The organism is Streptomyces sp. LaBMicrA B280 (genome assembly GCF_049222185.1).
Lineage (GTDB): Bacteria > Actinomycetota > Actinomycetes > Streptomycetales > Streptomycetaceae > Streptomyces > Streptomyces murinus.
In genome coordinates this window covers 311,702-335,635 of record NZ_JBMJCT010000011.1, presented here as the reverse complement: position 1 = coordinate 335,635, position 23,934 = coordinate 311,702, and the positions used below count along the sequence as shown (strand labels likewise).

The following is a 23,934-nucleotide window of genomic DNA, read 5'->3' as shown; positions in this document are numbered from 1 at the left end:
CCGTGGGCATCGAGAGCGACAAGGTCGTCTACGAGTACCTGAGCCGCGTCGGGGACATCGCGTCGCAGCGGCAGCTGCCGTCGTCCGCGCGCATGCGGCTGGTCTCGGAGCTGCGCAACGAGATCGACCGCGACCGGGCCAGGGCGACGGTGGACAGTCCCGCCGCGGTCCGCCGCATCCTGGACCGCCTGGGCACTCCCGACGAGGTGGTCGAGGCCGCGGGCGGCGCCGGGTCCGCCGACGGCGCGGGCCGTCCGTCCGCCGCCGTACCGGCGCAGCCCGTGCCCCGGGAGCGGGAGCCGGAGCGCGCCTCGCCGTCCGACGAACGGCCGCGGGGTCTGCGCCGGGTCGTACCGCGGCCGCGTCCCACCGAGTCGCGGCCCGAGCCGTCCGTGCCCAGGGACGTGCCGCCCGCCGCCTCGCACGAGCTGTGGGAGGCCGCGCCGGCGCCCGACCCCGACTGGTGGCGCACCGCGGGCGGCCCCTTCGGCGGCGCCGGGAACAGCCCCTTCCTGGACACCGACCCGGTGCCGGGCTTCGTCGGCGGGGTGGAGATCCCGGACCTGCTCCGCCGCCCGGCGCACGAGATCGAGAAGGAGCGGCGCGAGCGGGAGGAGCGGGAAGAACGGGAGAAGAGGGAGAAGGCGGCACAGGCCCCGCTCCCCGCCCCCGCCCGGCGCTTCGGGCTGTTCCCGCGCCGTGCGCAGGCCACCGCCCCGGCCCCGGACAAGGCCCCCGACCTCGCCCCGGACGCCGAGGCGGCCGTCCCCACCCGCCGTCTGCTGCCCGGTCCCGCGGGCGGCTGGTCCAACCCGTTCCTGCTGCTGGCCGCCGCCGCGCTGGTCGCCGGGGCGGTGCTCGGCAACTGGTTCGCGCTGCTCGCGGGCTGGGCGATGGCCTACGCCTCCCGGCGGCTGAGCCCGTCCGAGAGCAAGTGGGCGGTGCTCGTGCTGCCCGGCACCGCGGTCGCCGCGGGCCTGGTGTGGCTGTGGGGACGGCAGAACGGCCGCTGGGGCGACCCGATCGCCCAGGGGCAGATGAACGACGCCGTCGCGCAGACCTGGCCCTGGGTGGTGCGGGGCGCGGCCGTCGCCTCGGCGCTCTACGTGCTCTGGCGCTCGCAGCGCAGGGGCTGACGCGCGCGGTACGGAGGCTGACGCGCGCGGCGCAGGTGCTGGCGCCCGGGGCGCAACGGCCGAATGGGGGTCGGTGCGCTGTCGTACCCGCCTGGCACCATGTCCCCCATGGCCTCCCTCACCGTCGGCTTCGACCTCGACATGACCCTCATCGACTCCCGGCCGGGCATCCGCGCGTGCTACGTGGCGCTGGCGGAGCGTACGGGTACGTACATCGACGCCGACCTGGCGGTCACCCGGCTCGGCCCGCCGCTCGCGGACGAGCTGGTGCACTGGTTCCCGGCCGAGCGGCTGCCCGAGATCGCCGATCTGTACCGGGAGATGTACCCGTCCATAGCCATCGCCGCGACCCCCGCCATGGCGGGCGCCCGCGAGGCCATGGCGGCGGTGCGCGCGGCCGGCGGCCGGACCATGGTGGTCACCGCCAAGTACGAGCCGAACGCGAAGCTGCACCTGGCGCATCTGGGCATCGAGCCGGACGTGGTCGTGGGCGACCTGTGGGCCGAGCAGAAGGCGCGGGCGCTGCGCGAGTACGGCGCGGGCGTGTACGTCGGCGATCACACCGGCGATGTGCGCGGGGCGCGCACAGCGGGCGCGCTGTCGGTCGCGGTGGCGACCGGGCCCTGCCCCGCGGACGAGCTGCGCGCGGCCGGGGCGGATGTCGTCCTGGACGACCTGGCCGCCTTCCCGGCCTGGCTGGCCGATTACCGCCCCTGACGGAGCCGGGTCCGGCGGCCCTTTGGACCGGCCGCGGACCCGGTCGCTACCGGGACGCCGCGGCACTCCTCGCCTGCCGCCGGCCGGCCGCGATCGACCGCAGCACCCCCGCACCGGCGACGAGGAAGCCGACGCCCATGAGCATGCACAGTCCGTACATGTAGGTCGGAAACGGTTTGGTTCCGAGGAACAACGGGACCATCGTGACCAGGGTGGCCAGGGCTCCGACGAAGAACACGATGGCGCCGGCACGGATCAGTCCGTCGCCGGGCCCGGCGGAATTCGCTTGGGTTTTGTCACGCACCGGACCAGGGTAGTTCCTGCGCGAGAGAACGACCGGGGGACGTCTTGTCACCGGGTCCCAGACCATTAGCCTTGATGACAGCGGGTCACGGCGACCCGCTGCAGTGCTATCAAGAGCCGTTTCCGAGCAGTTTTCCCGACGAGTACGAGGACGAGGACAGACGTGCCTACCGGCAAGGTCAAGTGGTTCAACAGCGAGAAGGGCTTCGGCTTTCTCTCCCGCGACGACGGCGGTGACGTCTTCGTCCATTCCTCGGTTCTCCCCGCCGGAGTCGATGTGCTCAAGCCGGGACAGCGCGTGGAGTTCGGCGTGGTCGCCGGCCAGCGCGGCGACCAGGCGCTCTCGGTGGTCGTGCTCGACCCGACGCCCTCCGTGGCCGCCGCCCAGCGCAAGAAGCCCGATGAGCTGGCCTCGATCGTGCAGGACCTGACGACCCTCCTGGAGAACATCACCCCGATGCTGGAGAAGGGCCGCTACCCCGAGAAGGCCTCCGGCAAGAAGATCGCCGGGCTGCTCCGCGCGGTCGCCGACCAGCTGGACGTCTGAGCCGCTCGGCGTCCGGCCCCCCTCAGGGGAACGCGAGCGCGTCCGGGCCGAGGGGCGGCACCAGTCCCTCGGCCGCGGCCCGGGTGAGCAGCCCGCGGATCGCCGCGTAGCCGTCCTCGCCGAGGTCGGCGGTGAACTCGTTGACGTACAGCCCGATGTGCTGGTCGGCCACCGCCGGGTCCATCTCCTGGGCGTGCGCCATGACGTACGGCCTGGAGACCTCGGGCGCGTCCCACGCGGCCCGCACAGAGGCGCGCACGGACTCCGCGAGCCCCTTCAGCGCCTCGGCGCCCAGCGACCGCTTGGCCAGGATCGCGCCCAGCGGGATCGGCAGCCCGGTCGTCCGCTCCCAGTGCTCGCCCATGTCGGCGAGCTTGTGCAGCCCGTAGTTCTGGTAGGTGAAACGGGCCTCGTGGATCACCAGGCCCGCGTCCACCTCGCCGTCCCGCACGGCGGGCATGATCTCGTGGAACGGCATGACCACGATCTCGCCGACCCCGCCGGGCACCGTGTCGGCCGCCCACAGCCGGAACAGCAGATACGCCGTCGACTTCTCGCTCGGCACCGCGACCGTACGGCCCGTCAGGTCGACACCGGCCTCCCGGGTGAGCACCAGCGGCCCGCAGCCCCGGCCGAGCGCGCCGCCGCAGGGCAGCAGCGCGTACTCGTCGAGGACGTACGGCAGGACGGCGTACGACACCTTCAGCACATCGAACTCGCCGCGCTCGGCCATGCCGTTGGTGAGGTCGATGTCGGCGAAGGTCACGTCCAGCGCGGGGGCGCCGGGGACGCGGCCGTGGGCGAGGGCGTCGAAGACGAAGGTGTCGTTGGGGCAGGGCGAGTACGCGATCTGCAAGGGCTCACTGGTCATACGGATTTCCAACTCTCCAATGCGGGCGCGAACTTCCCGAAGGCCGCGGTGAGGGCGGCGAGGGCGTCGCCGATGCGCCAGGCGGCGCGGTCGCGCGGGCCGACCGGGTTGGAGATCGCGCGGACCTCCAGCACCGGCGCGCCCTGGGCGTCGGCCGCCTCGGCGACCCCGAAGCCCTCCATGCCCTCGGCGAGCGCGCGGGGGTGCCGGGCGCGCAGCGCGGCGGCGCGCTCGGCGGTGCCGGTCACGGTGGACACGGTCAGGACCGTGCCGGTGCGGGCGCCGGTGGCCTCGGCCACGGCCCGTACGAGTGATTCCGGCGGGCGGTGGGTGACGGTCCCGAAGCCCAGTTCGGTGACCGGGAGAAAGCCGTCGGCGGTCTCGGCGCCCAGGTCGGCGACGGTGATCGCGTCGGCGACGACGAGCGAGCCGAGCGGCGCCCCGGGCGCGAACCCGCCGCCGATCCCGGCCGAGACGACCAGGTCGTAGGGGGCGCCGGTGAGCGCGGCCGCGGTGAGCGCGGCACCGGTTGCGGCCGCGGCCCGCGCGGGTCCGACCCCGGCGGCGAGCAGATCGACCACGGCGGCACCGCCAGCCGTGCGGAACAGCAGCGCGCCCGGCAGCCGTACCTCTTCCCCGGGCTCGGGGAACGCCCGTGCCACCGCGTCCCGTTCGGCGGGGACCGCGGTGGCCACGAGGACCCGCACAGACGTCGTGATCAGGCCTTCTTCAGCTTGAAGGACCACACGCCCTTGGTCGGGTTGGAGCCCATCTGGATCACCAGCGTGTTGGAGTTGCCGCCGGTGCCGTACTGCTCGTTGAAGAACGCGTTGCCCGGCAGGGTGCGGTACGTCTCCTTGCTCAGGCTGGTGAAGGGACGGCCGTTGACCAGCACGGCCCACCCGGCGTCCGCGATCTTCGGGTCGACGCCGATCCGGACCGTCGAGTCCTCGCCGACCGAGATCGCCTTGGCGTCGCCTGCCTTCTTGGCGCACTCGGTCAGGGCCTTGGCGTCGAGCGCGTCGCCGTCGTTGTAGCAGACCGCCTCGGAGCTCACGGTGTCCCGGCCGACGGTGATCGTCGCGGTGGGCGTCGGCTTGTCGCAGGCGGACAGGACGAGCAGTCCGGCGGCAACGGCGCCGGCGGCGGCGACGGCGCGGCGGCGCCGCGCGACGCGGTGTACTTCAGCGGCTTCGCCGCGGGGCAGCGTGGTCATGGTCGAAAGATTATCGGTCGCCCGGAGCCGTCCGCCCACGCGGGGTGCGGCGTGCCCGGTTCGTTACGCCAGTCGTGCCCGCGACAACCGGAGCGTGTCCGGATTCGTCACGCCACCTGCCCCTTTACGACATCGCCCCTTTACGACTTCTACGACTTCGCCCCGTCACGTCGGCGCGCCCGCTCACGCCACCCGGGCCCGGGGCCGGCCGCCGTACCGCGCGGAGGCGATCAGACCGCGCAGGGTGCTCAGCCAGCCCACCGCCACGAACGCGGCACCCGCCAGCAGCCCCACCGTGCCGTTGAGCGGCATCACGATGCCGACCGCGCCACCGAACACCCACGCCATCTGGAGCAGCGTCTCGGAGCGGGCGAAGGCAGAGCTGCGCACCAGCTCCGGCACGTCCCGCTGGATCAGCGCGTCCAGCGCCAGCTTGGCCAGCGCCTGCGCGAACCCGGCGACCGCCGCCAGACAGGTCACCAGGACGGTCCCGAAGAACACCGCGGCCACGAGCGCCATGCCCAGCGCCGCCGCGACGACGGTCACGATGATGATCTCCGGCGCCCGTGATCTGAGCCACGCCCCCACCGCCGTACCCAGCGCGTTGCCGGTGCCGGCCGCGACGCCCACCAGGCCCAGCGAGACCACCGCGCTCCGGCCGCCGAGCGGGTGCTCGCGCAGCAGGAAGGCGAGGAAGAAGATCAGGAAGCCGGACAGGCAGCGCAGGGCCGCGTTGGCGCCGAGGGCGTGGGTCACCGCGGGCCCGACCGTGCGCAGACCGGGCCGCTTCACCCTGGTCCTCGGCAGCCGCGTCTCGTCGGCGGCGAGCAGCGCCACCGCCTCGCCGCGCGCCGAGTCCACCTTGGGCGGCAGCGAGAAGGACAGCGCGGTGCCCGCCACGAAGATCACGAAGGCGCCGTAGAGCGGCCAGGGATCGCCGAGCCGGTGCAGCCCCGCCGCGATCGGCGCGGCCACCCCGGTGGCCAGCAGCCCGGCCAGGGTGACCCGGGAGTTGGCCTTCACCAGCGAGAACAGCGGCGGCAGCAGCCGCGGTACGACCGCGCTGCGCACCACGCCGTACGCCTTGGACGCGACCAGCACGCCCAGCGCCGCGGGATACAGCTCAAGGCTCCCGGTCGCCACCGCGCCCGAGATCAGCAGGGCGAGCAGCGCCCGCGCCAGCATGGCCGCCGCCATCGCGGCCCGGCGCCCGTGCGGGAGCCGGTCGAGCAGCGGGCCGATGACCGGGGCGAGGACGGTGAACGGCGCCATGGTGATCGCCAGGTACAGCGCGACCCGCCCGCGCGCCTCGTCGGTCGGCACGGAGAAGAAGACGGTGGAGGCGAGGGCCACGGTGATCATGACGTCCCCGGCGCCGTTCACCGCGTGCAGTTCGATCAGCTTGCCGAGGCCCGACTCGCCCGCGCCGTGCGCGTGTGTCGCCCGGCGGATGCCGCGCGCGGCACCGGTGACGGGGAGGTGCAGGGCACGCCCGACGGACCGGGCGGCACCGCCCACCCGGCGCGCGCCGCCACCCCGAACCCCACTCCTGTCCGCGGTTGCCACGAGGTTCATAGTGCCCCGAGATGCCGCCGGATAGTGCGGATACGGCACGTATGGCGGCGAACCGTGCCCGCCGAGGGGGCGGGAGGAGCGGGTGAAGTGGGGGAGAATGCCGCCGAGCGGCAATGAATCCTGTTCGGTGTAGCGTGCGTATCTCAGCCATAACGCAGAATGGATGGCAGAGGTGCGCCCGAGCGCGCGGATGATGCAGACGTCGATGCGGTCCTGAGGTCCGCTCCGTCGGCCAACCCGCCTAAGGCAGCCGCCTTGACGAGACGGCGTAGGAGAGAAGCGATACCTGTGAGCGCAGCGACAACGCGAAGCCGCACCCCCGACCGCCTGTGCGCCGAGGCGGTCGACCTCGCCCGTGCCGCAGCCGAGGAGGCAGCCGCGCCCGGTGTGGTCGGCGAGCACTCCGGCCTCGTCTCCGAGGGCGACCGTGTTGTCACGCACTTCTTCGAGTGCAAGGAACTGGGCTACCGGGGCTGGCGCTGGGCCGTGACCGTGGCCCGCGCCTCCCGCGCCAAGCTCGTCACCCTGGACGAGGCGGTGCTGCTCCCCGGGCCCGATGCGCTGCTCGCGCCGGAGTGGGTGCCGTGGAGCGAGCGGCTGCGCCCGGGTGACCTCGGGCCCGGCGATCTGCTCCCCACCGACCAGGACGACCTGCGTCTCGAGCCCGGTTACACCGGCGAGGACCAGCCGCCGGCCGACTCCCCGGTGTCCGAGGAGATGGCGGAGCTCGCGGAGGCCGAGGACGCGGAAGTGCGCCCGGGCGCGCCGGCCGTCCAGCCGACGGTGCCCACCCGCGGCTCCATCGCCTCGGTCGCCGAGGAACTGGGCATGCGCAGGGCGCGGGTTCTGTCCCGGTACGGCCTGCACAGCGCGGCCGACCGCTGGGAGGAGGCGTTCGGTCCGCAGACGCCGATGGCCCAGGCGGCCCCGGCCACCTGTCTGACCTGTGGCTTCCTCGCGCCCATCGGTGGCTCGCTGGGCCAGGCGTTCGGTGTGTGCGCCAATGAGTTCGCCCCGGCGGACGGCCGGGTGGTCTCCCTCGCCTACGGCTGCGGCGGCCACTCCGAGGCGGCGGTCATGCCCAAGCCTCCGCAGCCGGCCGCGCCGGTCATCGACGAGACCCGGGTGGAGCCCTTCCCGCTGCACCCCGCCCGCGACTCCGGCTCGGTCCCGGAGACGACGGACGAGGAGACGGCGGAACTGGGCCACTCGTGACCCCGGTCCGCCTCGCGCGGCACGCGGATCTCCCCGGGTTCCTCGCCCTGGCGGCCGAGGTGGAGCACTGGTTCGGCCCGATGGTGGACGACCCCGGTTTCACCGGGGCCGTGGAGCGGAGCATCGGCAGCGGCGCGGCGCTGGTGGCCCCGGCCGGGTCCGGGGATCTCCTGGGCGCCCTCCTCTTCGGCGGCAACCCCCCTGTGCACAAGGTGCACTGGCTGGTCGTCACGGAGCGGGCCCGGGGCGGGGGCGTGGGCCGCGCCCTGCTGGCCGACGCGATCGATCGCTTCGTCCGCCCCCCGGCCACCATCGAGGTCGTCACCTTCGGACCGGACCACCCCGGCGCCCGGTCGAGCGGCGCCCGCGCCTTCTACGAGTCCCTCTCCTTCACTCCGGCCGAACCGGCCGACCCGGGACCAGAGGGCGGCTCCCGGCAGGTTTATCGCCGCCTCCTTCGCTGAGGGCTGCCCGCTGACGGGGTGCCGTGTCCGGCCGGTCCTCCCCGTCCGCCCGCCGGCCCGCCGAGTCGGGCGGGTGGGCGAGAAACCGGGATGTCAGCGCCGCGCTGTACCTTCTTCCTCACGTCGACGAGGAGTGTGAACGTGAGCAGCAAGTACGTGCGGCCGGCGGCCGAGGGCGCCGATCCCTTCGGGACGGCCCGGCTGCGTCGCGGTGTCATCGACGCCTGGGCCACCAGCCCCGCCCGCTTCCGCGAGGACGCCAACGCCGAGGAGGACCTCGTCCTGGGCGGCTACCGGGACCGCCTGGTGATCGAGCTGGCGCAGAACGCCGCCGACGCCGCCGCCCGCGCCCGGGTGCCGGGCCGGCTGCGCCTCACCCTCCGCGACGGCGTGCTGATCGCGGCCAACACCGGCGCCCCCCTGGACGCCACCGGCGTCGAGTCGCTGTCCACGCTGCGCGCCTCCGCCAAGCGCGACGCCGACTCCACGCACGGCTCCGTCGGCCGCTTCGGCGTCGGTTTCGCCGCCGTCCTCTCGGTCACCGACGAGCCCGCCCTGGTCGGCCGGCACGGCGGCGTCCGCTGGTCCCTCGCCGAGGCGCGCGAGCTGGCCGCCGACACCGCCCGGCACAGCCCCGGACTCGGCGACGAGGTCCGGCGCCGCGCGGGCCATGTCCCGCTGCTCCGGCTGCCCTTCGCCGCCGAGGGCACCGCCCCCGACCCGTACGACACCGCCGTCATCCTGCCGCTGCGCGACGCGGCGGCCGCCGACCTCGCCGAGCGCCTGCTGGACGCCGTGGACGACGCGCTCCTCCTGACCCTCCCGGGACTCGCGGAGGTCGTCATCGAGGTCGGCGACGACGCGCCCCGCACCCTGCGCCGCAGCGCCGAGGGCGCCGTCACCGTCGTCGAGGACTCACGGGAGGGCACCACCCGCTGGCGTACCGCCGCCGCGCACGGACCGCTGGACCCGGAGCTGCTCGCCGACCGGCCGGTGGAGGAGCGGCTGCGGCCCCACTGGTCGGTGACCTGGGCCGTGCCGACCGACGAGCAGGGGCGCCCGGTGCGGCCCCGCACGTCCCCCGTCGTGCACGCCCCCACCCCGAGCGACGAACCCCTCGGCGTGCCCGCCCTCCTCATCGCCTCCTTCCCGCTCGACACCACCCGGCGGCACACCGCGCCCGGCCCGCTCACCGACTTCCTGGTGCGGCGCGCGGCCGACGTGTACACCGAACTCCTCGCCGGCTGGCGCCCGGTGACCGAGTCCGCCGTCGACCTCGTACCCGGGCCGCTGGGCAAGGGCGAGCTGGACGGCGCGCTGCGCCAGGCCCTGCTGGAGCGGCTGCCGCGCACCGCGTTCCTGCCGCCCGCGCTGCCCGGCGACGGCGGCGAGGACGAGCTGCCCGAGGCGCTGCGGCCCCGGGACGCGGAGATCGTGGAGGGCGCCGGTGCCGAGACCGTGCGGGTGCTCGCCGAGGTGCTGCCCACCCTGCTGCCCGCCGGTCTGGAGCGCCGCGCCGAGCTGCGCACCCTCGGTGTCGCCCGGCTCCCGCTCGCCGACGCCGTGGACCGGCTCGCGGGCCTGGAGAAGGACCCCGACTGGTGGTGGCGGCTCTACGACAGCCTCGCGGGCGTGGACGTGGAGCGGCTCTCCGGGCTGCCGGTGCCGCTGGCGGACGGGCGCACGACCATCGGCCCGCGCCAGGTGCTGCTGCCCACCCCCGGCGGCGCCCGGATCGACGCGGACGTGCTCGCCCGGCTCGGCCTGAAGGTCGCCCATGAGGACGCCGCCCATCCGCTGCTGGAGAAGCTGGGCGCGCTGCCCGCCACCCCGCGCGCGGTGCTCACCACCCCCCAGGTGCGGGCCGCCGTCGCCGCCTCCCTGGACGACGGGGGCGCCCTCGGCTGGGAGGAGGACGCGCCCGACGCGGAGGAACTCGCCGACACCGTCCTCGCCCTGGTGCGGGACGCGGGCCTGGAACCCGGTGACGAACCCTGGCTCGGCGCCCTCGCGCTGCCCGACGAGGACGGCGAACTCGCCCCCGCGGGCGAGCTGGTGTTCCCCGGGAGCCCCTTCGCCCGGGTGATCCGCGAGGACGAACTGGCCGCCGTCGAGCAGGAGCTGGCGGACAAGTGGGGCGAACAGCCGCTGACCGCCTGCGGGGTGCTCGCCACCTTCGCGCTGGTCCGCGCCACCGATGTCGTCCTCGACCCGGACGAACTGGAGCCCCGCGAGGGCGACTTCGCCGAGCCGGACGACGCCGGACTGCTGGACGCCGTGGACGTGTGGTGCGAGGACATCCTCGACCGCTTCCCGGACAGCCCGGTCCCCCCGGTCGCCACCGAACTCGTCGCCGTCCGCGACCTCGACCTCGTGGACGACGACCACTGGCCCGAGGCCCTCACCCTGCTCGCCCGCCCGCCGCTGCGCGACGCCCTCACCCAGCCGGTGCGCGTCCTGCTGCCCGACGGCACCCATGAGGTCGTACGGCCGTACACCGCCTGGTGGCTGCGCGGGCACCCGGTGCTGGACGGCCGGCGCCCCGCGGGCCTGCTCGCGGCGGGCGGCGACCCGCTGCTGCGCGGCCTGTACGACGAGGCCGACGCCACCGGATTTGACGACGAACAGGTGCTGCGCGCCCTCGGCGTACGGACCTCGGTCGGCGCCCTGCTGGACGAACCCGGCGGCGCCGCCGAACTCCTGGACCGGCTCGCCGACCCGGACCGCCCGGTCACCGGCGCCCAACTGCACGGCCTGTACGGCGCGTTGGCCGACATCGACCCGGAACAGGTCACCCTGCCGGACGAGTTGAGGGCCGTGACCGACGGGCGGGTGACGGTGGTGGACGCCGCCGACGCCGTGGTCGTCGACTCCCCTGACCTGCTGCCCTTCACCTCCGGCGTGCCCCTGCTGCCCGTACGGCCGTCCCGCGCCGCCGAGTTGGCCGAGCTGTTCCAGGTACGGCGGCTCAGCGAGTCCGTCACCGGGGAGGTGCACTCCGAGGGCGCCGAGCACGACGTACCGGAGCCGCTGCGGGTGCTCCTCGGCCCGCGCACGCCGGAGACCTACGTCGAGCACGACGAACTGGTCGTGGACGGCGTGGAGATCGACTGGCGGCTCACCGACGACGGGGTGCTGCACGCGGCCACCCTGGAGGGCGTCGCCGCCGGACTCGCCTGGGCGGCCCGGCAGTGGCCGCGCCGCTTCGAGGTCGCCGCCCTGCTGGAGGACCCGTCCCGGACGGCCGAACTGGCCCGGGACCGCTGGTTCGACTGACCTCCGGACGCCGCCCCGGATCTCCGGACGACTCTCACGAAACCCACAAGTTCCGTACAACCGTTCCCCTGCCTGCGCGGTCTGATCTTCCGGAGTCGTCCGACTCCCGTCTACTTCGTACGCAGGGGAACCGCACATGCGTATTCGTGCCACCGTGGCCGCCGTCTCCGGCGCCCTGGCCATCTCCGCCCTCGCCCTGCCCGCGGCGCACGCCGCCGGGCAGGAGCGGGTGCCCGCGGGGAACTCCGCGAGCAAGGTCGCCCACGCCGCCCAGCACCCGGGCCGCGCGACCTTCGCCGTCGCCGCCTCGGGCACGCCCTACCAGCTGAACGCCACCTTCTCCGCCGTGAAGGTGAACAACGGCAAGAACATCGCCGCCGGCACCACCAACCTCGTCAAGGTGCCCGTCTCCTTCACGCTGACGCACGGCACCGAGGTCAACATCCACGCCAAGGACTTCGTCGCGGCCGTCGAGCTGTACCGCGGCACCTCCTTCGACGACTCGATCTTCTACTTCGACAGCGCGGTCTCGACCTGCACGGACACCTCCAAGACGGTGGCCTCCTGTAAGTCCACCGTGGCCATCGACCCGACCGAGCTGCTCAGCGAGGACGCCGGCGCCTGGAAGGCCGCCGCCTACGCCGTCGCGTTCAACGGCCAGAACCCCACCAAGCCGGCCGACATGACCAAGGTGGGCGTGGCCGTCAAGGACCCGACCAACTCCTACAACCTCCAGCGCTGGGCGACGCTGAACACCGACGCCGCCCCGGAGCCGGTGAAGAAGGGCAAGACCGTCACGGTCTCCGGCAAGCTGGCCCGCGCCGACTGGGAGGACGGCAAGTACCACGGCTACGCCGACCAGCCGGTCAAGCTCCAGTTCCGCAAGAGCGGCTCCAGCACCTACACCACGCTGAAGACCGTCAAGACGAACTCCACGGGCGCCCTGAAGACCACGACCACCGCCACGGTCGACGGCTACTTCCGCTACGCCTTCGCGGGCACCACGACCACCCCGGCGACCACCGCCACGGGTGACTACGTCGACGTGAAGTAAGCAGCTGGAGCAAGCCCCGCTAGCCGGGGAAGCGGCGGTCGACCCACTTCCACAGGAACTCGAGGGCGGCCGCCGCCACCACCGAGACCGCCACCGCCGTCCACGGCATGGCGAGCCCCACCAGCCGTACCGCGAAGAAGTCCTGGAGCGCGGGGACGACGAGCACCAGCAGGAACGCGAGGGCCATCGAGGCCACCAGGATCACCCGCCACCAGGTGTAGGGGCGGGCGACGATCGCCAGCACCCACATGGAGATCAGGAACAGGGTCAGCGTGGCCGCGCTGGTCTCCGCCGCCAGCTGCCCGGGCCCCGTGTAGTGGTGCCGGGCGATCAGGTACGTCACGAAGGTCGCCACCCCGGCCACCACGCCGCCCGGGATCGAGTACCGCATCACCTGGTGCACGAAGTGCGGTCTGGCCCGCTCGTTGTTGGGCGCCAGCGCCAGGAAGAAGGCCGGGACGCCGATGGTGAGCGTGGACAGCAGGGTCAGATGGCGGGGCAGGAACGGGTACTCCACCTGCCAGCAGACCACCAGCACCGCGAGCAGCACCGAGTAGACCGTCTTCACCAGGAACAGCGTCGCCACCCGCGTGATGTTGCCGATCACCCGGCGGCCCTCGCCGACCACCGACGGCAGGCTCGCGAAGCTGTTGTCCAGCAGCACGATCTGCGCCACCGCCCGGGTCGCCTCCGAGCCCGAGCCCATGGCCACACCGATGTCGGCGTCCTTGAGGGCGAGCACGTCGTTCACACCGTCGCCGGTCATCGCCACCGTGTGCCCGCGCGACTGGAGCGCGCCCACCATGTCCCGCTTCTGCTGCGGGGTGACCCGCCCGAAGACGGTGCCCGCGTCCAGCACCCGGGCCATCTCCGCCTCGTCCTCGGGCAGCCGCCGCGCGTCCGTCGCCGTCCCGTCGAGGCCCAGCTTGGCCGCGACCGCGCCGACCGAGACCGCGTTGTCCCCGGAGATCACCTTGGCCGCCACCCGCTGCTCGGCGAAGTAGCGCAGGGTGTCGGCCGCGTCCGGGCGCAGCCGCTGTTCGAGGACGACCAGGGCGGTGGGCCGGGCGCCCTTGGCCGGCGCGGCGTCGTCCAGGTCCCGGCGGGCCCGCGCCAGCAGCAGCACCCGCAGCCCCTGCTCGTTGAGCCGCTCGGTCTCCGCGAGCGCCGGGTCGTCGGCGCCGAGCAGCACGTCGGGGGCGCCCAGCAGCCAGGTGCTGGTCTCCCCGTCGCCCTCGCTGAACGCGGCCCCGCTGTACTTGCGGGCCGAGGAGAAGGGGAGCGACTCGACGCAGCGCCAGTCGTCGTTGTCGGGGTAGGCGTCGATGATCGCCTGGAGCGAGGCGTTGGGCCGGGGATCGGACTCGCCGAGCGCGCCGAGCACCTTGCGCACGTACGGCTCCTGCGCGCCGTTGAGCGTGCGCAGCTCGGTGACGTCCATGCCGCCCTCGGTGAGCGTGCCGGTCTTGTCCAGGCAGACGGTGTCCACCCGGGCGAGGCCCTCGATCGCGGGCAGCTCCTGCACCAGGCACTGCTTGCGGCCGAGCCGGATGACCCCGATCGCGAAGGCCACCGAGGTGAGCAGCACCAGGCCCTCCGGGACCATCGGCACGATGCCGCCGATGGTGCGGGCGACCGCGCCCTTGAGATCGTCGTTCTTGACCACGAGCTGGGTGACGACCAGGCCGATCGCGGCCGGGACCATCATCCAGGTGACGTACTTGAGGATCGTGGAGATACCGGTGCGCAGCTCGGAGTGGACGAGCGTGAAGCGCGACGCCTCCTCGGCGAGCTTGACGGCATAGGCCTCCCGGCCCACCTTGGTCGCCGCGAAGGCGCCGCCGCCCGCGACCACGAAGCTGCCGGACATCACCGGATCGCCTGGCCGCTTGACCACCGGGTCGGCCTCACCGGTGAGCAGCGACTCGTCGATCTCCAGCCCGTCGGCCTCCGCGCACACCCCGTCCACGACGACCTTGTCGCCCGGTCCGATCTCGATCAGATCGTCCAGGACGATCTCGTCGGTGCCGATCTCCACGGCCGCGCCGTCCCGGCGCACGGTCGGCCGGGCCTCCCCGATCACCGCGAGCGAGTCCAGGGTCTGCTTGGCCCGCCACTCCTGCACGATGCCGATGCCGGTGTTGGCGAGGATCACGAACCCGAACAGGCTGTCCTGGATCGGCGCGACGAACAGGGTGATCACCCAGAGCACGCCGATGATCGCGTTGAACCGGGTGAACACGTTCGCCCGGACGATCTCCCCGAGCGAGCGGCTGCTGCGCACGGGTACGTCGTTGACCTGGCCACGCGCCCGGCGCTCGGCGACCTCCGCGCCGGTCAGCCCCGTCGCCCGGGTCGTGGGCAGGGCCACGGGGTGCACCGGATCGAGTTCGGCGCCGGCGTCTGTATGGCTCATGTATCCGACGGTACGTGGCCTTTGCGCGGCCGCCCACCCGGCCTTCCGTCGGCAGTACGGGGCCGTTCGGACCCGGGGGCTGCCGCAGAGGGGTGCCCGGGGCTACTCCACAGGGGTGGATTCCGGCCGCTCCCGCGCCGCCCGCTTGAGCGCCGCGTCCCGCCCCCGCACGTACCAGACGCCGATCAGCCCGAGCCCGCCCCCGGCCAGGCAGGTCCACAGCCACCACAAATGGCCGTGGTCGTGGAACCAGCCGTAGAAGGGGAGCTGTACGAGGAACAGGACGAACCAGACGATCGTGCCGCCGGTGATGGTGGCGACCACGGGCCCCTCAAGGGGCTCGGGCGCCTCGTGCTGGGGGATCCACTTGGCCATGCCGGACAGCTTACGAGGCGAGCGGAGGGGATCGGAGAGCGACCGGAGATCGACCGGAGGGCGACCGGATCCGCACCAGGACTGCCTACGTTCTACGCGCGGAGATAGCGATCTAGTAGTCATACGTTCATACTGAAACCGTTTGTCTTTGACCGCTTCTAATCGTAGGAAACTCCAAGAGGGCTCGGGGGAACCCTCTGGTGATGAGGTCCCGCATGTCCACCTCGGCGCCTGCCAAGGTCCCCACCCCCGAGAAGCCGGGCGGCGCGTTCGCCGGCGGCCCTCTCGACCGCTACTTCAAGATCTCCGAGCGCGGCAGCACCGTCGCGCGGGAGGTCCGGGGCGGTCTCGCCACCTTCTTCGCGATGGCGTACATCATCGTGCTGAACCCGATCATTCTGGGCAGCGCGAAGGACATGTACGGGCACCATCTGGACAACGCCCAGCTGGTGACGGCGACCGCGCTGACGGCCGCCTTCAGCACCCTGCTGATGGGTGTCATCGGCAATGTGCCGATCGCCATGGCCGCGGGCCTCGGCGTGAACTCGGTCGTCGCCCTCCAGCTGGCGCCCCGGATGACCTGGCCGGACGCGATGGGCATGGTCGTCCTCGCCGGTTTCGTGGTCATGCTGCTGGTCGCCACGGGCCTGCGGGAGCGCGTGATGAACGCGGTGCCGTTCGGTCTGCGCAAGGCGATCGCGATCGGTATCGGCCTGTTCATCATGCTGATCGGCCTGGTGGACTCCGGCTTCGTCAGCCGCATCCCGGACGTCGCCCAGACCACCGTCCCGCTCCAGCTGGGCACCGGCGGTCACCTCACCGGCTGGCCGGTGCTGATCTTCATCCTGGGCGCGCTGCTCACCTTCGCGCTGATCGTGCGCAAGGTGCCGGGCGCCATCCTGATCTCCATCGTGGGCATGACCGTCCTCGCGATGATCATCAACGCCGTCGCCACGATCCCCTCCTGGGGACTGACGGTCCCGAAGTGGCCCGGCAACCCGGTCTCCACCCCGGACTTCGGCCTGGTCGGCCAGGTCAGCCTGTTCGGCGGCTTCTCCAAGGTCGGCGTGCTGACCGGCATCCTCTTCGTCTTCACGGTCCTGCTGTCGTGCTTCTTCGACGCGATGGGCACGATCATGGGCATCAGCGACGAGGCCAAGCTCACCGACGCCGAGGGCTACATGCCCGGCATCAACCGGGTGCTGTTCGTGGACGGCCTCTCGGTCGCGGCCGGCGGCGCCGGCTCCGCCTCGGCCACCACCGCCTTCGTGGAGTCCACCGCCGGTGTCGGCGAGGGCGCCCGCACCGGTTTCGCGAACATCGTCACGGGCGGCCTGTTCGCCATCTCGCTGCTCCTCACCCCGATCGCCACGATGGTGCCGTCCCAGGCGGCCACCCCGGCGCTGATCGCGGTCGGCTTCCTGATCCTGTCGCACTCCATCAAGGAGATCGACTGGGCCGACTACACGATCGCGATCCCGGCGTTCGTGACCATGCTGATGATGCCGTTCACCTACTCGATCACCAACGGCATCGGCATGGGCTTCATCACCTTCACCGTGCTGCGCCTGGCCGCGGGCCGGTACCGCGAGATCCCGGTGGCGATGTACGTCGTCTCGGCGGTCTTCGCCTTCTACTACCTGATGCCGGCCCTGGGCCTGACCTGATCCCTCCCGGCCCCGCGGCGTCTCATCTGACGCCGTTGACGCCGTAGAACCTCTCCGTCTCCTCGACGGCGGTCCGGAACCGCTGGTCGAAGTCGTCCCGAATGAGCGTGCGGACCACATAGTCCTGCACGCTCATTCCTCTTTTCGCCGCGTGCTGCCGGAGCCGTTCGAGCAGCTCCCCGTCTATCCGCAGGCTGAGCACAGTGGTCCCCATGGGTACGAGGGTCGCCACTGCCGCCCCGCGGATGCGTCACTTTCCGGCAGCGACTCACTCATATGGGTGATGGAATGCTTCAGTGGCGGGCGTCACGGGCATGGGGGCGCGCCATGGTGGTCTTTAGTTAGGGTAATGAGTTACGCTAAGGACATGCCGGACCTCAACCATGGCGACGATGCTGCCGCCGTGAACTCCCTTCGCTCCGCCGTGATGCGGCTGTCCCGTCGGCTCAAGCACCAGCGGGTGGACGAGTCGCTCAGCCCCACCGAGATGTCGGTGCTCGGCACCCTGTCCCGCTGCGGCTCGGCCACGCCGGGCGAGCTGGCCCGCAAGGAGCATGTCCAGCCGCCCTCGATGACCCGCATCGTCGCGCTGCTCGAGGCCAAGGGACTGGTGCGTCTCGAACCGCACCCGGAGGACCGGCGCCAGAAGGTCGTCACCCAGACCGAGCAGGCCGAGGCGATGCTCGAGGAGAGCCGCCGCAAGCGCAACGCGTTCCTGGCGAACCTCGCCGACGGCCTCGACGAGGACGAGTGGGCGAAGCTGCGCGCCGCCGCCCCCGTGCTGGAAAAACTCGCACACCTGTAAAGCAGCAGCCTGAGGAGGCGAATCCGTTTGAGTACGGGATCCGGAACACCTTCCGCCCCCGCACCGACCGCCCCTACTACCCCCGCCCGCACGTCCTCGATGTTCAGCTCGCTGAAGGTCAGGAACTACCGCCTCTTCTTCATGGGCCAGGTCGTCTCCAACACGGGCACCTGGATGCAGCGCATCGCCCAGGACTGGCTCGTCCTGAGCCTCACCGGGTCCTCCGCGGCCGTCGGCATCACGACGGCCCTGCAGTTCCTGCCGATGCTCCTGTTCGGTCTCTACGGCGGTGTCCTCGTCGACCGGCTGCCCAAGCGCCCCGCGCTCCTGGTCACCCAGTCCGCGATGGCCCTCAGCGGTCTCGCGCTCGCCGCGCTGACCCTCACCGGCCAGGTCCAGGTCTGGCACGTCTATCTCGCCGCGTTCTTCGTCGGACTCGCCACGGTGGTCGACAACCCCGCCCGGCAGTCCTTCGTCTCCGAGATGGTCGGCCCCGACCAGCTGCACAACGCGGTCAGCCTGAACTCCGCGAACTTCCAGTCCGCGCGCCTCGTCGGTCCCGCCGTCGCCGGCCTCATGATCACCGGCGTGGGCACCGGCTGGGCGTTCCTCGCCAACGGCCTGTCCTTCGCCGCGCCGATCGCCGGTCTGCTCCTGATGCGCGCCCGCGAGCTGTACCCGGTCAAGCGGGCCCCGCGCGGCAAGGGCCAGCTGCGGGAGGGCCTCCAGTACGTCGCCGGGCGCCCGGAACTGATCTGGTCCGTCGTCCTCGTCGGCTTCATCGGGACCTTCGGCTTCAACTTCCCGGTGTGGCTGTCCGCCTTCGCCGACAACGTCTTCCACGTCGGCGCCGGTGGCTACAGCCTCCTCAACACCCTGATGGCCGCGGGCTCCCTCGGCGGCGCCCTGCTGGCCGCCCGGCGCGGCTCGGCCCGGATGCGGCTGCTGATCTTCGCCGCGCTCACCTTCGGGGCGCTGGAGATCGTGGCCTCGCTGGCGCCCTCGTACTGGCTGTTCGCGGTGCTGATGGTGCCGATCGGGATCTGCGGCCTCACGGTCAACGTGACCGCGAACACCACCGTGCAGATGGCCACCGACCCGGCCATGCGCGGCCGGGTGATGTCGCTGTTCATGATGGTCTTCATGGGCGGCACCCCGCTCGGCGCCCCGGTCATCGGCTGGATCACCGACACCTACGGCGCCCGCGTCGGCTTCGCCCTCGGCGGTGTCGTCTCCGCGGTCGCGGCCGGTGCCATCGGCCTGGTCCTCGCCCGCGTCGGCGGCCTGCGCCTGTCGGTGGGCTGGGAGCGGGGCACACCGCGGCTGCGGTTCGTGCCGCGGCAGCGGGAGGAGCTCGCCACGGCGGCGTGACCGTCCCCGTCGGCGTGGCTGTCCGGAGGGTGCCGGTGCTTGGGGGCGCCGGCCGGTGTGACTATCGCACCCTCCGGGCCAGTACCTGTCCCGGCCACTCGTCCGGACCGTGGCTGAAGGTCTCGGTCCGGACGAAGCCGTTCCCTTCGTAGAAGGCGACCAGCTTGCCGTCGTCGCCCGCGTAGCAGTCCACCCGCAGCAGCGAGACCCCGGCCCGCCGGGTCACCTCGGCCGCGTGCGCGAGCAGCGCGGCACCGGCGCCCAGCCCCTTGAACCGGCGGTCCGAGGCCAGCAGATGGATGTACCGCTCGGGCTCGTCGGCGGCCTCCAGATAGGCGCCGGGGGCGTCGGTGAGGGTGAGGGTGGCGGCCGGTACACCGTCTATCTCGGCGAAGTACGGCGTGCCCGTGGTGGCGTACCGCCGCACCGTCTCCACCGCCCTGGGATTCGCCGACCACGGCTCGGTGCCCCACTGGCGGGGGCGCCCCTGGGCCACCAGCCACTCCACGCAGCTGTCCAGCATGGCCAGGATCAGGGGAGTGTCGTCGGGGCCGCCCGCGCGGATCGTGATCGTCATGGCGGCCATCATGCCCGGGCGGCTCTGGGATCGTGAAGGCATGAGACTCTTCGCCGCCGTGCTGCCGCCGCAGGACATCACCGCCGAACTGGCCCTGGAGGTCGACCGGTTGCGGGGGCTGCCGGGCGCCGACGGGCTGCGCTGGACGGGCCGCCCCGGCTGGCACCTCACCCTCGCCTTCTACGGCGAGGTCGCCGAGGCCGTCGTACCCGATCTGTCGGCCCGCCTGGCCCGCGCGGCCCGGCACACCGACCCCTTCGAACTGGCCCTCGGCGGCGGCGGCCAGTTCGGCCACGGCCGTGCGCTGTGGGCCGGCGCGACGGGTGACGTGGACGCGCTGCGCCTGCTGGCGGGCCGGGCGGAGGCGGCGGGCCGCAAGGCGGGGCTGCGGATGGCGGAGCACCGCCGCTACCAGGCCCACCTCACGCTGGCGCGCGGCCGGGAGGCGGTGGACGTGGGACCGTACGTGGAGCTGCTGCGCGAGTTCGCCGGCCGGAGCTGGCGGGTGACCGATCTGGCGCTGGTGCGGAGCGACCTGCCGAGGTCGGGGGTACGGGGTGAGCAGCCGCGGTACGAGGCGGTCGGGCGATGGGTGTGCGGGGCGTCCGGTTAGGCTCGATGCGTGGACCCGAAAACCCGGAACCGGATCATGGCCGGTGCGCTTGTTCTTATGTTGGTGGTTGTCGCCGTGGCCGCTGCCGTGAGGTAGCGGTCGGCCGGTGGCCGCCCCAGGGGGCGGAGCCGCGTGTCGGACACAGCCCCGCGCCCCTTGGAGGCGCCTGGACCCCGGGGGTGTCTACCAGGCGAAGGCTTCCGGGGACGGCCCCGGACCGGGGAAGATCTTGTCCAGGTCGGCCAGCAGCTCCTCGCTCAGCTCCAGCTCCACGGCCCGCAGCGCCGACCGGAGCTGCTCCGCCGTACGCGGGCCGACGATCGGACCGGTGACGCCGGGGCGGGTGAGCAGCCAGGCCAGGGCGGTCTCGCCGGGTTCCAGGCCGTGCTTGTCGAGCAGATCCTCGTACGACTGGATCCGCGCGCGGGCGGCCGGGTCGGCGAGGGTGTCCGCGGCGCGCCCGGAGGCACGGCGTCCGCCCTGCACCTCCTTCTTGATCACACCGCCGAGCAGCCCGCCGTGCAGCGGGGACCAGGGGATGACCCCGAGGCCGTACTCCCGCGCGGCCGGGATGACCTCCATCTCGGCGCGGCGCTCGGCGAGGTTGTACAGGCACTGCTCGCTGACCAGGCCGATGGTGCCCCCGCGGCGGGCGGCGGCCTCGTTGGCCTGGGCGATCTTGTAGCCGGGGAAGTTGGAGGAGCCGACGTAGAGGATCTTGCCCTGCTGGACGAGGGTGTCGATCGCCTGCCAGATCTCCTCGAAGGGGGTGTTCCGGTCGATGTGGTGGAACTGGTAGAGGTCGATGTGATCGGTCTGGAGCCGCTTGAGGCTGGCGTCCACCGCGCGCCGGATGTTCAGCGCGGAGAGCTTGTCGTGGTTCGGCCAGGCGTCGCCCTCGGCGGCCATGTTGGCGTAGACCTTGGTGGCGAGCACGACCTTGTCCCGGCGGTCACCGCCCTTGGCGAACCAGTTCCCGATGATGCTCTCGGTCCGGCCCTTGTTCTCCCCCCACCCGTACACATTGGCGGTGTCGAAGAAGTTGATGCCCGCGTCCAGCGCCGCGTCCATGATCGCGTGACTGTCGGCTTCGTCCGTCTGCGGCCCGAAGTTCATCGTCCCGAGAACCAGCCGGCTGACCTTGAGTCCCGTGCGTCCAAGCTGCGTGTACTTCATGGTCGTAAGCCAACGACTTGGAGTGGGCTCAAGGCAAGGGCGGGCGGGGTCAGTCGCGCGGGAACGTGCCGGTCTTGAGGGTGAGGCCGAGGGCAGCGGTCAGATCGACGTCCGTTCCGAAGGCGACCGTCAGCTCGCTGAGGTACTCACCGTCCTTGGGCTCGGAGTAGACATGGCACTTGCCCTGGTAGGGGTCGGCGACGAGGTAGACCGGCACCCCGGCGGTGGCGTACGCCGTCTTCTTCGGGCCGTAGTCGTTCGCCGCCGTGCCCTTCGAGATGACCTCGGCGACGAATCGGACGTCCTGGTGGCGCCAATGGCCCGTGTCGTCCTTCTTCGCAGCCTCGTCGAGCATGGCGACGTCCGGACAGAAGCCGTTGGCCTCGCCGGGGAAGTCGATACGGACGTCCGAGAACACCGGCACCTCCATCCCGAATTTGTCCTCCAGCGCCCGCACGATACGGCGGATGATTCCCCAGTGAGTGTCCCGCTGCGGCGTCACGTAGACGTTGCCCCCGACGATCTCGACCCTGAATCCTTCGGGGACGGGCATCCGCTCGAGGCGCTCGAACCACTCGTCCAGGTTCATGGCTTTGGCGTCGGCGTCGGCCATCTCGATCCTGTCTTCAAGGACGGTCATCGTGGCGCTCCTCCCCGGCTGCCAGCTAAAAGATGCAGCCGCGCGGTACAACGATACGCACGGTGACGAAGTGACGTCGGAATCCAGCCAAACCACTCAGACTGTTCTAGCCGCGCACGCCCGTCCGATTCCCCACGCCTCCCGCATCGCCCCCGCGAACGCCTCCGCGATCCGCTGCTCGCCGCTCGCGTTGGGGTGGGTGCCGTCGTAGGTGTCGGCGTGGATGTCGTACGACCGCGGCGGCGACGCCAGCAGGATCGGCGACCGGGGCTCGTCCAGGTCGGCGACCGCCTTGCCGAGGAGGACGTTGAAGAGGGCGACCTGCTCGGCGAAGGGCGCGTCGGACTCGGCCCGGACGTTCGGGATCACCGGCAGCAGGACCATGCGGACGCGCGGGTCGGCGGCGCGGGCCGCGGCGACGAAGGCGCGGACGTTCTCGGCGGTCTGCTCGGCGTTGGTGTAGAAGCCGAGGTCGATCAGGCCGAGGGAGACGAGCAGGACGTCGGGCCGGCAGTCCCGTATCGCGTCGCCGATCAGCGGGGCCATGTGCAGCCAGCCCTCACCCCAGCCCGCGAGATGGGCGCGGGGGAAGTCGGGGTCCGGGTCGGCGTAGGCCAGGGATGTCGGGGCGCCGGTCTGCTGGTCGTACAGCGTCTCGCGCGGGCCGACGAGCGTGACGGCGGGGTCGTACGTACCGCGAAGGAGTTGCCACAGCCGGTGACGCCATGTGTGTTCGCCCGCGCTCCCGATCGTCATGGAGTCGCCCACGGGCATGAACCTGAGCATCCGCTCATCATGGACGATCACCGCGACGGGTGGGGTGTGAGGCCTGCCACGTGGGGGTGCCCGCACGGTGGCCGCAGGGGTGAACCCCCGGCGGGGATGGCAGGCTTGGGGGATGCGCCGACCGTTCGCCGTCCTCGCCGCCGTCCTGCTCGCCGGCGCCTGCACGCTGCCCGCCTCCGCCGCGGAGGGCACGGGGAGCACCGTGAGCGCGGGGGACAGCGGGTTCACGCTCAAGGACCCGAGGATCACGGAGTCCAGCGGCCTGGCCGCGTCCCACCTCCACCCCGGGATCTACTGGACGCACAACGACAGCGGCGACGGCCCGTACATCTACGCCGTGGACGGCGCGACCGGGAAGACGGTGGCCCGGGTGACGCTGCGGGGCGTCGGCACCCCGCGCGACGTCGAGGCGATCTCGATCGGGCCGCACAACGAGATCTATGTCGGCGACATCGGCGACAACTTCGACGGCCGCTGGCCCTATGTGTGGATCTACCGCCTCCCGGAGCCGAAGGTCCTGAAGGACCAGACGATCACGGCCACCCAGTACGTGGTGAAGTACTCGAACGGCCCCCGCAACGCGGAGTCGCTGCTGGTCCATCCCAAGACCGGCCGGGTTTACATCATCGACAAGAAGGAAGACGGCGGCCACCTCTACGAGGGCCCCGCGACCCTCTCCACCAGCGGCGCCAACATCTTCAAGCCGATCGCCCCCATCGACCTCTGGGCCACGGACGCCACCTTCTCTCCCGACGGCGACCACCTCGCCGTCCGCGGCTACCTCGGCGGCATCTACTACTCCTGGAACGACGGCCACCCCAAACGCACCGAGATGCTCGACGTCCCCCTCCAGGGCCAGGGCGAGGGCATCAGCTACTCGGCCGACGGCACGAAACTCCTCTACAGCAGCGAGGGCGCCGACAGCGAGGTCGTCGCCAAGGACGCCCCGGACAGCCCGAAGCCCTCCTCGACCCCGGGAAACGGTTCACCGAACAGCGCGGCGACCGGCGGGTCGAACGTCAAATGGGGCGCGGTGGCGCTGGTGGTCGTGGTGGCGGGGCTGTTCGGGTTGGGGCGTTTGCGACGGCGACGGTGAGTGACGAGCCGGCCGATGAGGGCGTATCGCGCCGGTTG

The 23,934-nt window shown here is 72.3% G+C and carries 24 protein-coding genes; 12 read left to right on the top strand and 12 right to left on the bottom strand.

Going from position 1 to position 23,934, the window contains the following annotated elements; all coding sequences use genetic code 11:
• Nucleotides 1-2 precede the first annotated feature (2 nt).
• Both ACLF5H_RS11780 and ACLF5H_RS11775 read left to right on the top strand, forming a co-directional pair.
• Nucleotides 3-1,136 carry a hypothetical protein gene (locus tag ACLF5H_RS11780; protein WP_421676006.1) on the top strand — a complete coding sequence of 378 codons (1,134 nt, stop codon included), beginning with the start codon at nt 3-5 and terminating at the stop codon, nt 1,134-1,136.
• A 99-nt stretch (nt 1,137-1,235) separates the two neighbouring features.
• Entirely contained in the window at nt 1,236-1,853 is a 618-nt protein-coding gene (locus ACLF5H_RS11775) for an HAD family hydrolase (protein ID WP_421676005.1), read from the top strand.
• Between the two features lie 46 nt (nt 1,854-1,899).
• Here ACLF5H_RS11775 and ACLF5H_RS11770 read toward each other — a convergent pair whose 3' ends face one another.
• Nucleotides 1,900-2,157 (bottom strand): hypothetical protein, encoded by a 258-nt coding sequence (locus ACLF5H_RS11770; RefSeq protein ID WP_037653331.1) that lies wholly within the window; start codon nt 2,155-2,157, stop codon nt 1,900-1,902.
• 162 nt (nt 2,158-2,319) lie between these two features.
• On the opposite strand from ACLF5H_RS11770, the gene ACLF5H_RS11765 reads away from it, so the two are divergent.
• The gene (locus ACLF5H_RS11765; protein WP_037653330.1) at nt 2,320-2,703 is read left to right on the top strand and encodes a cold-shock protein; all 384 of its coding nucleotides are present in this window, start codon (nt 2,320-2,322) and stop codon (nt 2,701-2,703) included.
• A gap of 22 nt (nt 2,704-2,725) precedes the next feature.
• Here the strand turns inward: ACLF5H_RS11765 and ACLF5H_RS11760 are convergent, their stop codons facing one another.
• The 4 genes from ACLF5H_RS11760 to ACLF5H_RS11745 all read right to left on the bottom strand — a co-directional run bounded on the left by ACLF5H_RS11760 (nt 2,726) and on the right by ACLF5H_RS11745 (nt 6,365).
• Entirely contained in the window at nt 2,726-3,574 is an 849-nt protein-coding gene (locus ACLF5H_RS11760; protein ID WP_421676004.1) for a 1,4-dihydroxy-6-naphthoate synthase, read from the bottom strand.
• Nucleotides 3,571-4,281 (bottom strand): futalosine hydrolase, encoded by a 711-nt coding sequence (locus ACLF5H_RS11755; protein WP_421676003.1) that lies wholly within the window; start codon nt 4,279-4,281, stop codon nt 3,571-3,573. Before ACLF5H_RS11755 ends, ACLF5H_RS11760 begins: the two co-directional genes overlap by 4 nt.
• An 11-nt stretch (nt 4,282-4,292) precedes the next feature.
• Entirely contained in the window at nt 4,293-4,790 is a 498-nt protein-coding gene (locus ACLF5H_RS11750) for a DUF2771 domain-containing protein (RefSeq protein ID WP_421676002.1), read from the bottom strand.
• 183 nt (nt 4,791-4,973) lie between these two features.
• Nucleotides 4,974-6,365, bottom strand: coding sequence for an MFS transporter (locus ACLF5H_RS11745; RefSeq protein WP_421676001.1), 1,392 nt, complete (start codon nt 6,363-6,365; stop codon nt 4,974-4,976).
• A 288-nt stretch (nt 6,366-6,653) separates the two neighbouring features.
• Between ACLF5H_RS11745 and ACLF5H_RS11740 the strand changes: the two genes are divergently transcribed.
• From ACLF5H_RS11740 to ACLF5H_RS11725, 4 genes are all read left to right on the top strand, one after another.
• Nucleotides 6,654-7,580: a DUF3027 domain-containing protein gene (locus ACLF5H_RS11740; RefSeq protein WP_421676000.1), complete on the top strand. Its 927-nt coding sequence runs from the start codon at nt 6,654-6,656 to the stop codon at nt 7,578-7,580.
• Nucleotides 7,577-8,044: a GNAT family N-acetyltransferase gene (locus ACLF5H_RS11735; protein ID WP_421675999.1), complete on the top strand. Its 468-nt coding sequence runs from the start codon at nt 7,577-7,579 to the stop codon at nt 8,042-8,044. The genes ACLF5H_RS11740 and ACLF5H_RS11735 overlap by 4 nt, the downstream gene beginning before the upstream one ends.
• A gap of 90 nt (nt 8,045-8,134) precedes the next feature.
• Nucleotides 8,135-11,320 (top strand): sacsin N-terminal ATP-binding-like domain-containing protein, encoded by a 3,186-nt coding sequence (locus ACLF5H_RS11730; RefSeq protein WP_421675998.1) that lies wholly within the window; start codon nt 8,135-8,137, stop codon nt 11,318-11,320.
• A gap of 136 nt (nt 11,321-11,456) precedes the next feature.
• A complete protein-coding gene (locus tag ACLF5H_RS11725) occupies nt 11,457-12,374 on the top strand; it encodes a hypothetical protein (protein ID WP_421675997.1) in 918 nt (305 codons plus the stop codon).
• Between the two features lie 19 nt (nt 12,375-12,393).
• On the opposite strand, the gene ACLF5H_RS11720 is transcribed toward ACLF5H_RS11725, so the two are convergent.
• Complete coding sequence (locus ACLF5H_RS11720) at nt 12,394-14,790, bottom strand: HAD-IC family P-type ATPase (protein WP_421675996.1); 2,397 nt, start codon at nt 14,788-14,790, stop codon at nt 12,394-12,396.
• A 102-nt stretch (nt 14,791-14,892) separates the two neighbouring features.
• Complete coding sequence (locus ACLF5H_RS11715; protein WP_421675995.1) at nt 14,893-15,165, bottom strand: DUF2530 domain-containing protein; 273 nt, start codon at nt 15,163-15,165, stop codon at nt 14,893-14,895.
• 215 nt (nt 15,166-15,380) lie between these two features.
• Between ACLF5H_RS11715 and ACLF5H_RS11710 the strand changes: the two genes are divergently transcribed.
• Nucleotides 15,381-16,832 carry an NCS2 family permease gene (locus ACLF5H_RS11710; protein WP_421675994.1) on the top strand — a complete coding sequence of 484 codons (1,452 nt, stop codon included), beginning with the start codon at nt 15,381-15,383 and terminating at the stop codon, nt 16,830-16,832.
• A 22-nt stretch (nt 16,833-16,854) separates the two neighbouring features.
• On the opposite strand, the gene ACLF5H_RS11705 is transcribed toward ACLF5H_RS11710, so the two are convergent.
• Nucleotides 16,855-17,046 (bottom strand): ribbon-helix-helix protein, CopG family, encoded by a 192-nt coding sequence (locus tag ACLF5H_RS11705; protein WP_421675993.1) that lies wholly within the window; start codon nt 17,044-17,046, stop codon nt 16,855-16,857.
• A gap of 153 nt (nt 17,047-17,199) precedes the next feature.
• On the opposite strand from ACLF5H_RS11705, the gene ACLF5H_RS11700 reads away from it, so the two are divergent.
• Both ACLF5H_RS11700 and ACLF5H_RS11695 read left to right on the top strand, forming a co-directional pair.
• A complete protein-coding gene (locus tag ACLF5H_RS11700; protein WP_037653316.1) occupies nt 17,200-17,637 on the top strand; it encodes a MarR family winged helix-turn-helix transcriptional regulator in 438 nt (145 codons plus the stop codon).
• A 99-nt stretch (nt 17,638-17,736) separates the two neighbouring features.
• Nucleotides 17,737-19,008, top strand: coding sequence for an MFS transporter (locus tag ACLF5H_RS11695; RefSeq protein ID WP_421676180.1), 1,272 nt, complete (start codon nt 17,737-17,739; stop codon nt 19,006-19,008).
• A 61-nt stretch (nt 19,009-19,069) separates the two neighbouring features.
• On the opposite strand, the gene ACLF5H_RS11690 is transcribed toward ACLF5H_RS11695, so the two are convergent.
• Nucleotides 19,070-19,585 carry a GNAT family N-acetyltransferase gene (locus ACLF5H_RS11690; RefSeq protein WP_365201052.1) on the bottom strand — a complete coding sequence of 172 codons (516 nt, stop codon included), beginning with the start codon at nt 19,583-19,585 and terminating at the stop codon, nt 19,070-19,072.
• Nucleotides 19,586-19,625: 40 nt separating this feature from the next.
• On the opposite strand from ACLF5H_RS11690, the gene thpR reads away from it, so the two are divergent.
• Entirely contained in the window at nt 19,626-20,198 is a 573-nt protein-coding gene (gene thpR, locus ACLF5H_RS11685; protein ID WP_421675992.1) for an RNA 2',3'-cyclic phosphodiesterase, read from the top strand.
• 183 nt (nt 20,199-20,381) lie between these two features.
• Here the strand turns inward: thpR and ACLF5H_RS11680 are convergent, their stop codons facing one another.
• From ACLF5H_RS11680 to ACLF5H_RS11670, 3 genes are all read right to left on the bottom strand, one after another.
• A complete protein-coding gene (locus tag ACLF5H_RS11680; RefSeq protein WP_421675991.1) occupies nt 20,382-21,374 on the bottom strand; it encodes an aldo/keto reductase in 993 nt (330 codons plus the stop codon).
• A 49-nt stretch (nt 21,375-21,423) separates the two neighbouring features.
• Entirely contained in the window at nt 21,424-22,014 is a 591-nt protein-coding gene (locus ACLF5H_RS11675; RefSeq protein ID WP_421675990.1) for a Uma2 family endonuclease, read from the bottom strand.
• 96 nt (nt 22,015-22,110) lie between these two features.
• Nucleotides 22,111-22,800 (bottom strand): GDSL-type esterase/lipase family protein, encoded by a 690-nt coding sequence (locus ACLF5H_RS11670; RefSeq protein WP_421675989.1) that lies wholly within the window; start codon nt 22,798-22,800, stop codon nt 22,111-22,113.
• Nucleotides 22,801-22,912: 112 nt separating this feature from the next.
• Here ACLF5H_RS11670 and ACLF5H_RS11665 point away from each other — a divergent pair, with 112 nt between their 5' ends.
• Entirely contained in the window at nt 22,913-23,896 is a 984-nt protein-coding gene (locus ACLF5H_RS11665; protein ID WP_421675988.1) for a WD40 repeat domain-containing protein, read from the top strand.
• Nucleotides 23,897-23,934 lie beyond the last annotated feature (38 nt).

What these genes read in the sequence shown, in the direction of transcription:
- ACLF5H_RS11775 (WP_421676005.1), top strand. Translation starts at nt 1,236, where the DNA reads ATGTCCCCCATGGCCTCCCTCACCGTCGGCTTCGACCTCGACATGACC.
- ACLF5H_RS11760 (WP_421676004.1), bottom strand. Translation starts at nt 3,574, where the DNA reads ATGACCAGTGAGCCCTTGCAGATCGCGTACTCGCCCTGCCCCAACGAC.
- ACLF5H_RS11750 (WP_421676002.1), bottom strand. Translation starts at nt 4,790, where the DNA reads ATGACCACGCTGCCCCGCGGCGAAGCCGCTGAAGTACACCGCGTCGCG.
- ACLF5H_RS11745 (WP_421676001.1), bottom strand. Translation starts at nt 6,365, where the DNA reads ATGAACCTCGTGGCAACCGCGGACAGGAGTGGGGTTCGGGGTGGCGGC.
- ACLF5H_RS11730 (WP_421675998.1), top strand. Translation starts at nt 8,135, where the DNA reads ATGTCAGCGCCGCGCTGTACCTTCTTCCTCACGTCGACGAGGAGTGTG.
- ACLF5H_RS11725 (WP_421675997.1), top strand. Translation starts at nt 11,457, where the DNA reads ATGCGTATTCGTGCCACCGTGGCCGCCGTCTCCGGCGCCCTGGCCATC.
- ACLF5H_RS11720 (WP_421675996.1), bottom strand. Translation starts at nt 14,790, where the DNA reads ATGAGCCATACAGACGCCGGCGCCGAACTCGATCCGGTGCACCCCGTG.
- ACLF5H_RS11715 (WP_421675995.1), bottom strand. Translation starts at nt 15,165, where the DNA reads ATGGCCAAGTGGATCCCCCAGCACGAGGCGCCCGAGCCCCTTGAGGGG.
- ACLF5H_RS11710 (WP_421675994.1), top strand. Translation starts at nt 15,381, where the DNA reads ATGTCCACCTCGGCGCCTGCCAAGGTCCCCACCCCCGAGAAGCCGGGC.
- ACLF5H_RS11705 (WP_421675993.1), bottom strand. Translation starts at nt 17,046, where the DNA reads ATGGGGACCACTGTGCTCAGCCTGCGGATAGACGGGGAGCTGCTCGAA.
- ACLF5H_RS11700 (WP_037653316.1), top strand. Translation starts at nt 17,200, where the DNA reads ATGCCGGACCTCAACCATGGCGACGATGCTGCCGCCGTGAACTCCCTT.
- ACLF5H_RS11695 (WP_421676180.1), top strand. Translation starts at nt 17,737, where the DNA reads ATGTTCAGCTCGCTGAAGGTCAGGAACTACCGCCTCTTCTTCATGGGC.
- ACLF5H_RS11690 (WP_365201052.1), bottom strand. Translation starts at nt 19,585, where the DNA reads ATGACGATCACGATCCGCGCGGGCGGCCCCGACGACACTCCCCTGATC.
- thpR (WP_421675992.1), top strand. Translation starts at nt 19,626, where the DNA reads ATGAGACTCTTCGCCGCCGTGCTGCCGCCGCAGGACATCACCGCCGAA.
- ACLF5H_RS11680 (WP_421675991.1), bottom strand. Translation starts at nt 21,374, where the DNA reads ATGAAGTACACGCAGCTTGGACGCACGGGACTCAAGGTCAGCCGGCTG.
- ACLF5H_RS11675 (WP_421675990.1), bottom strand. Translation starts at nt 22,014, where the DNA reads ATGACCGTCCTTGAAGACAGGATCGAGATGGCCGACGCCGACGCCAAA.
- ACLF5H_RS11670 (WP_421675989.1), bottom strand. Translation starts at nt 22,800, where the DNA reads ATGCTCAGGTTCATGCCCGTGGGCGACTCCATGACGATCGGGAGCGCG.
- ACLF5H_RS11665 (WP_421675988.1), top strand. Translation starts at nt 22,913, where the DNA reads ATGCGCCGACCGTTCGCCGTCCTCGCCGCCGTCCTGCTCGCCGGCGCC.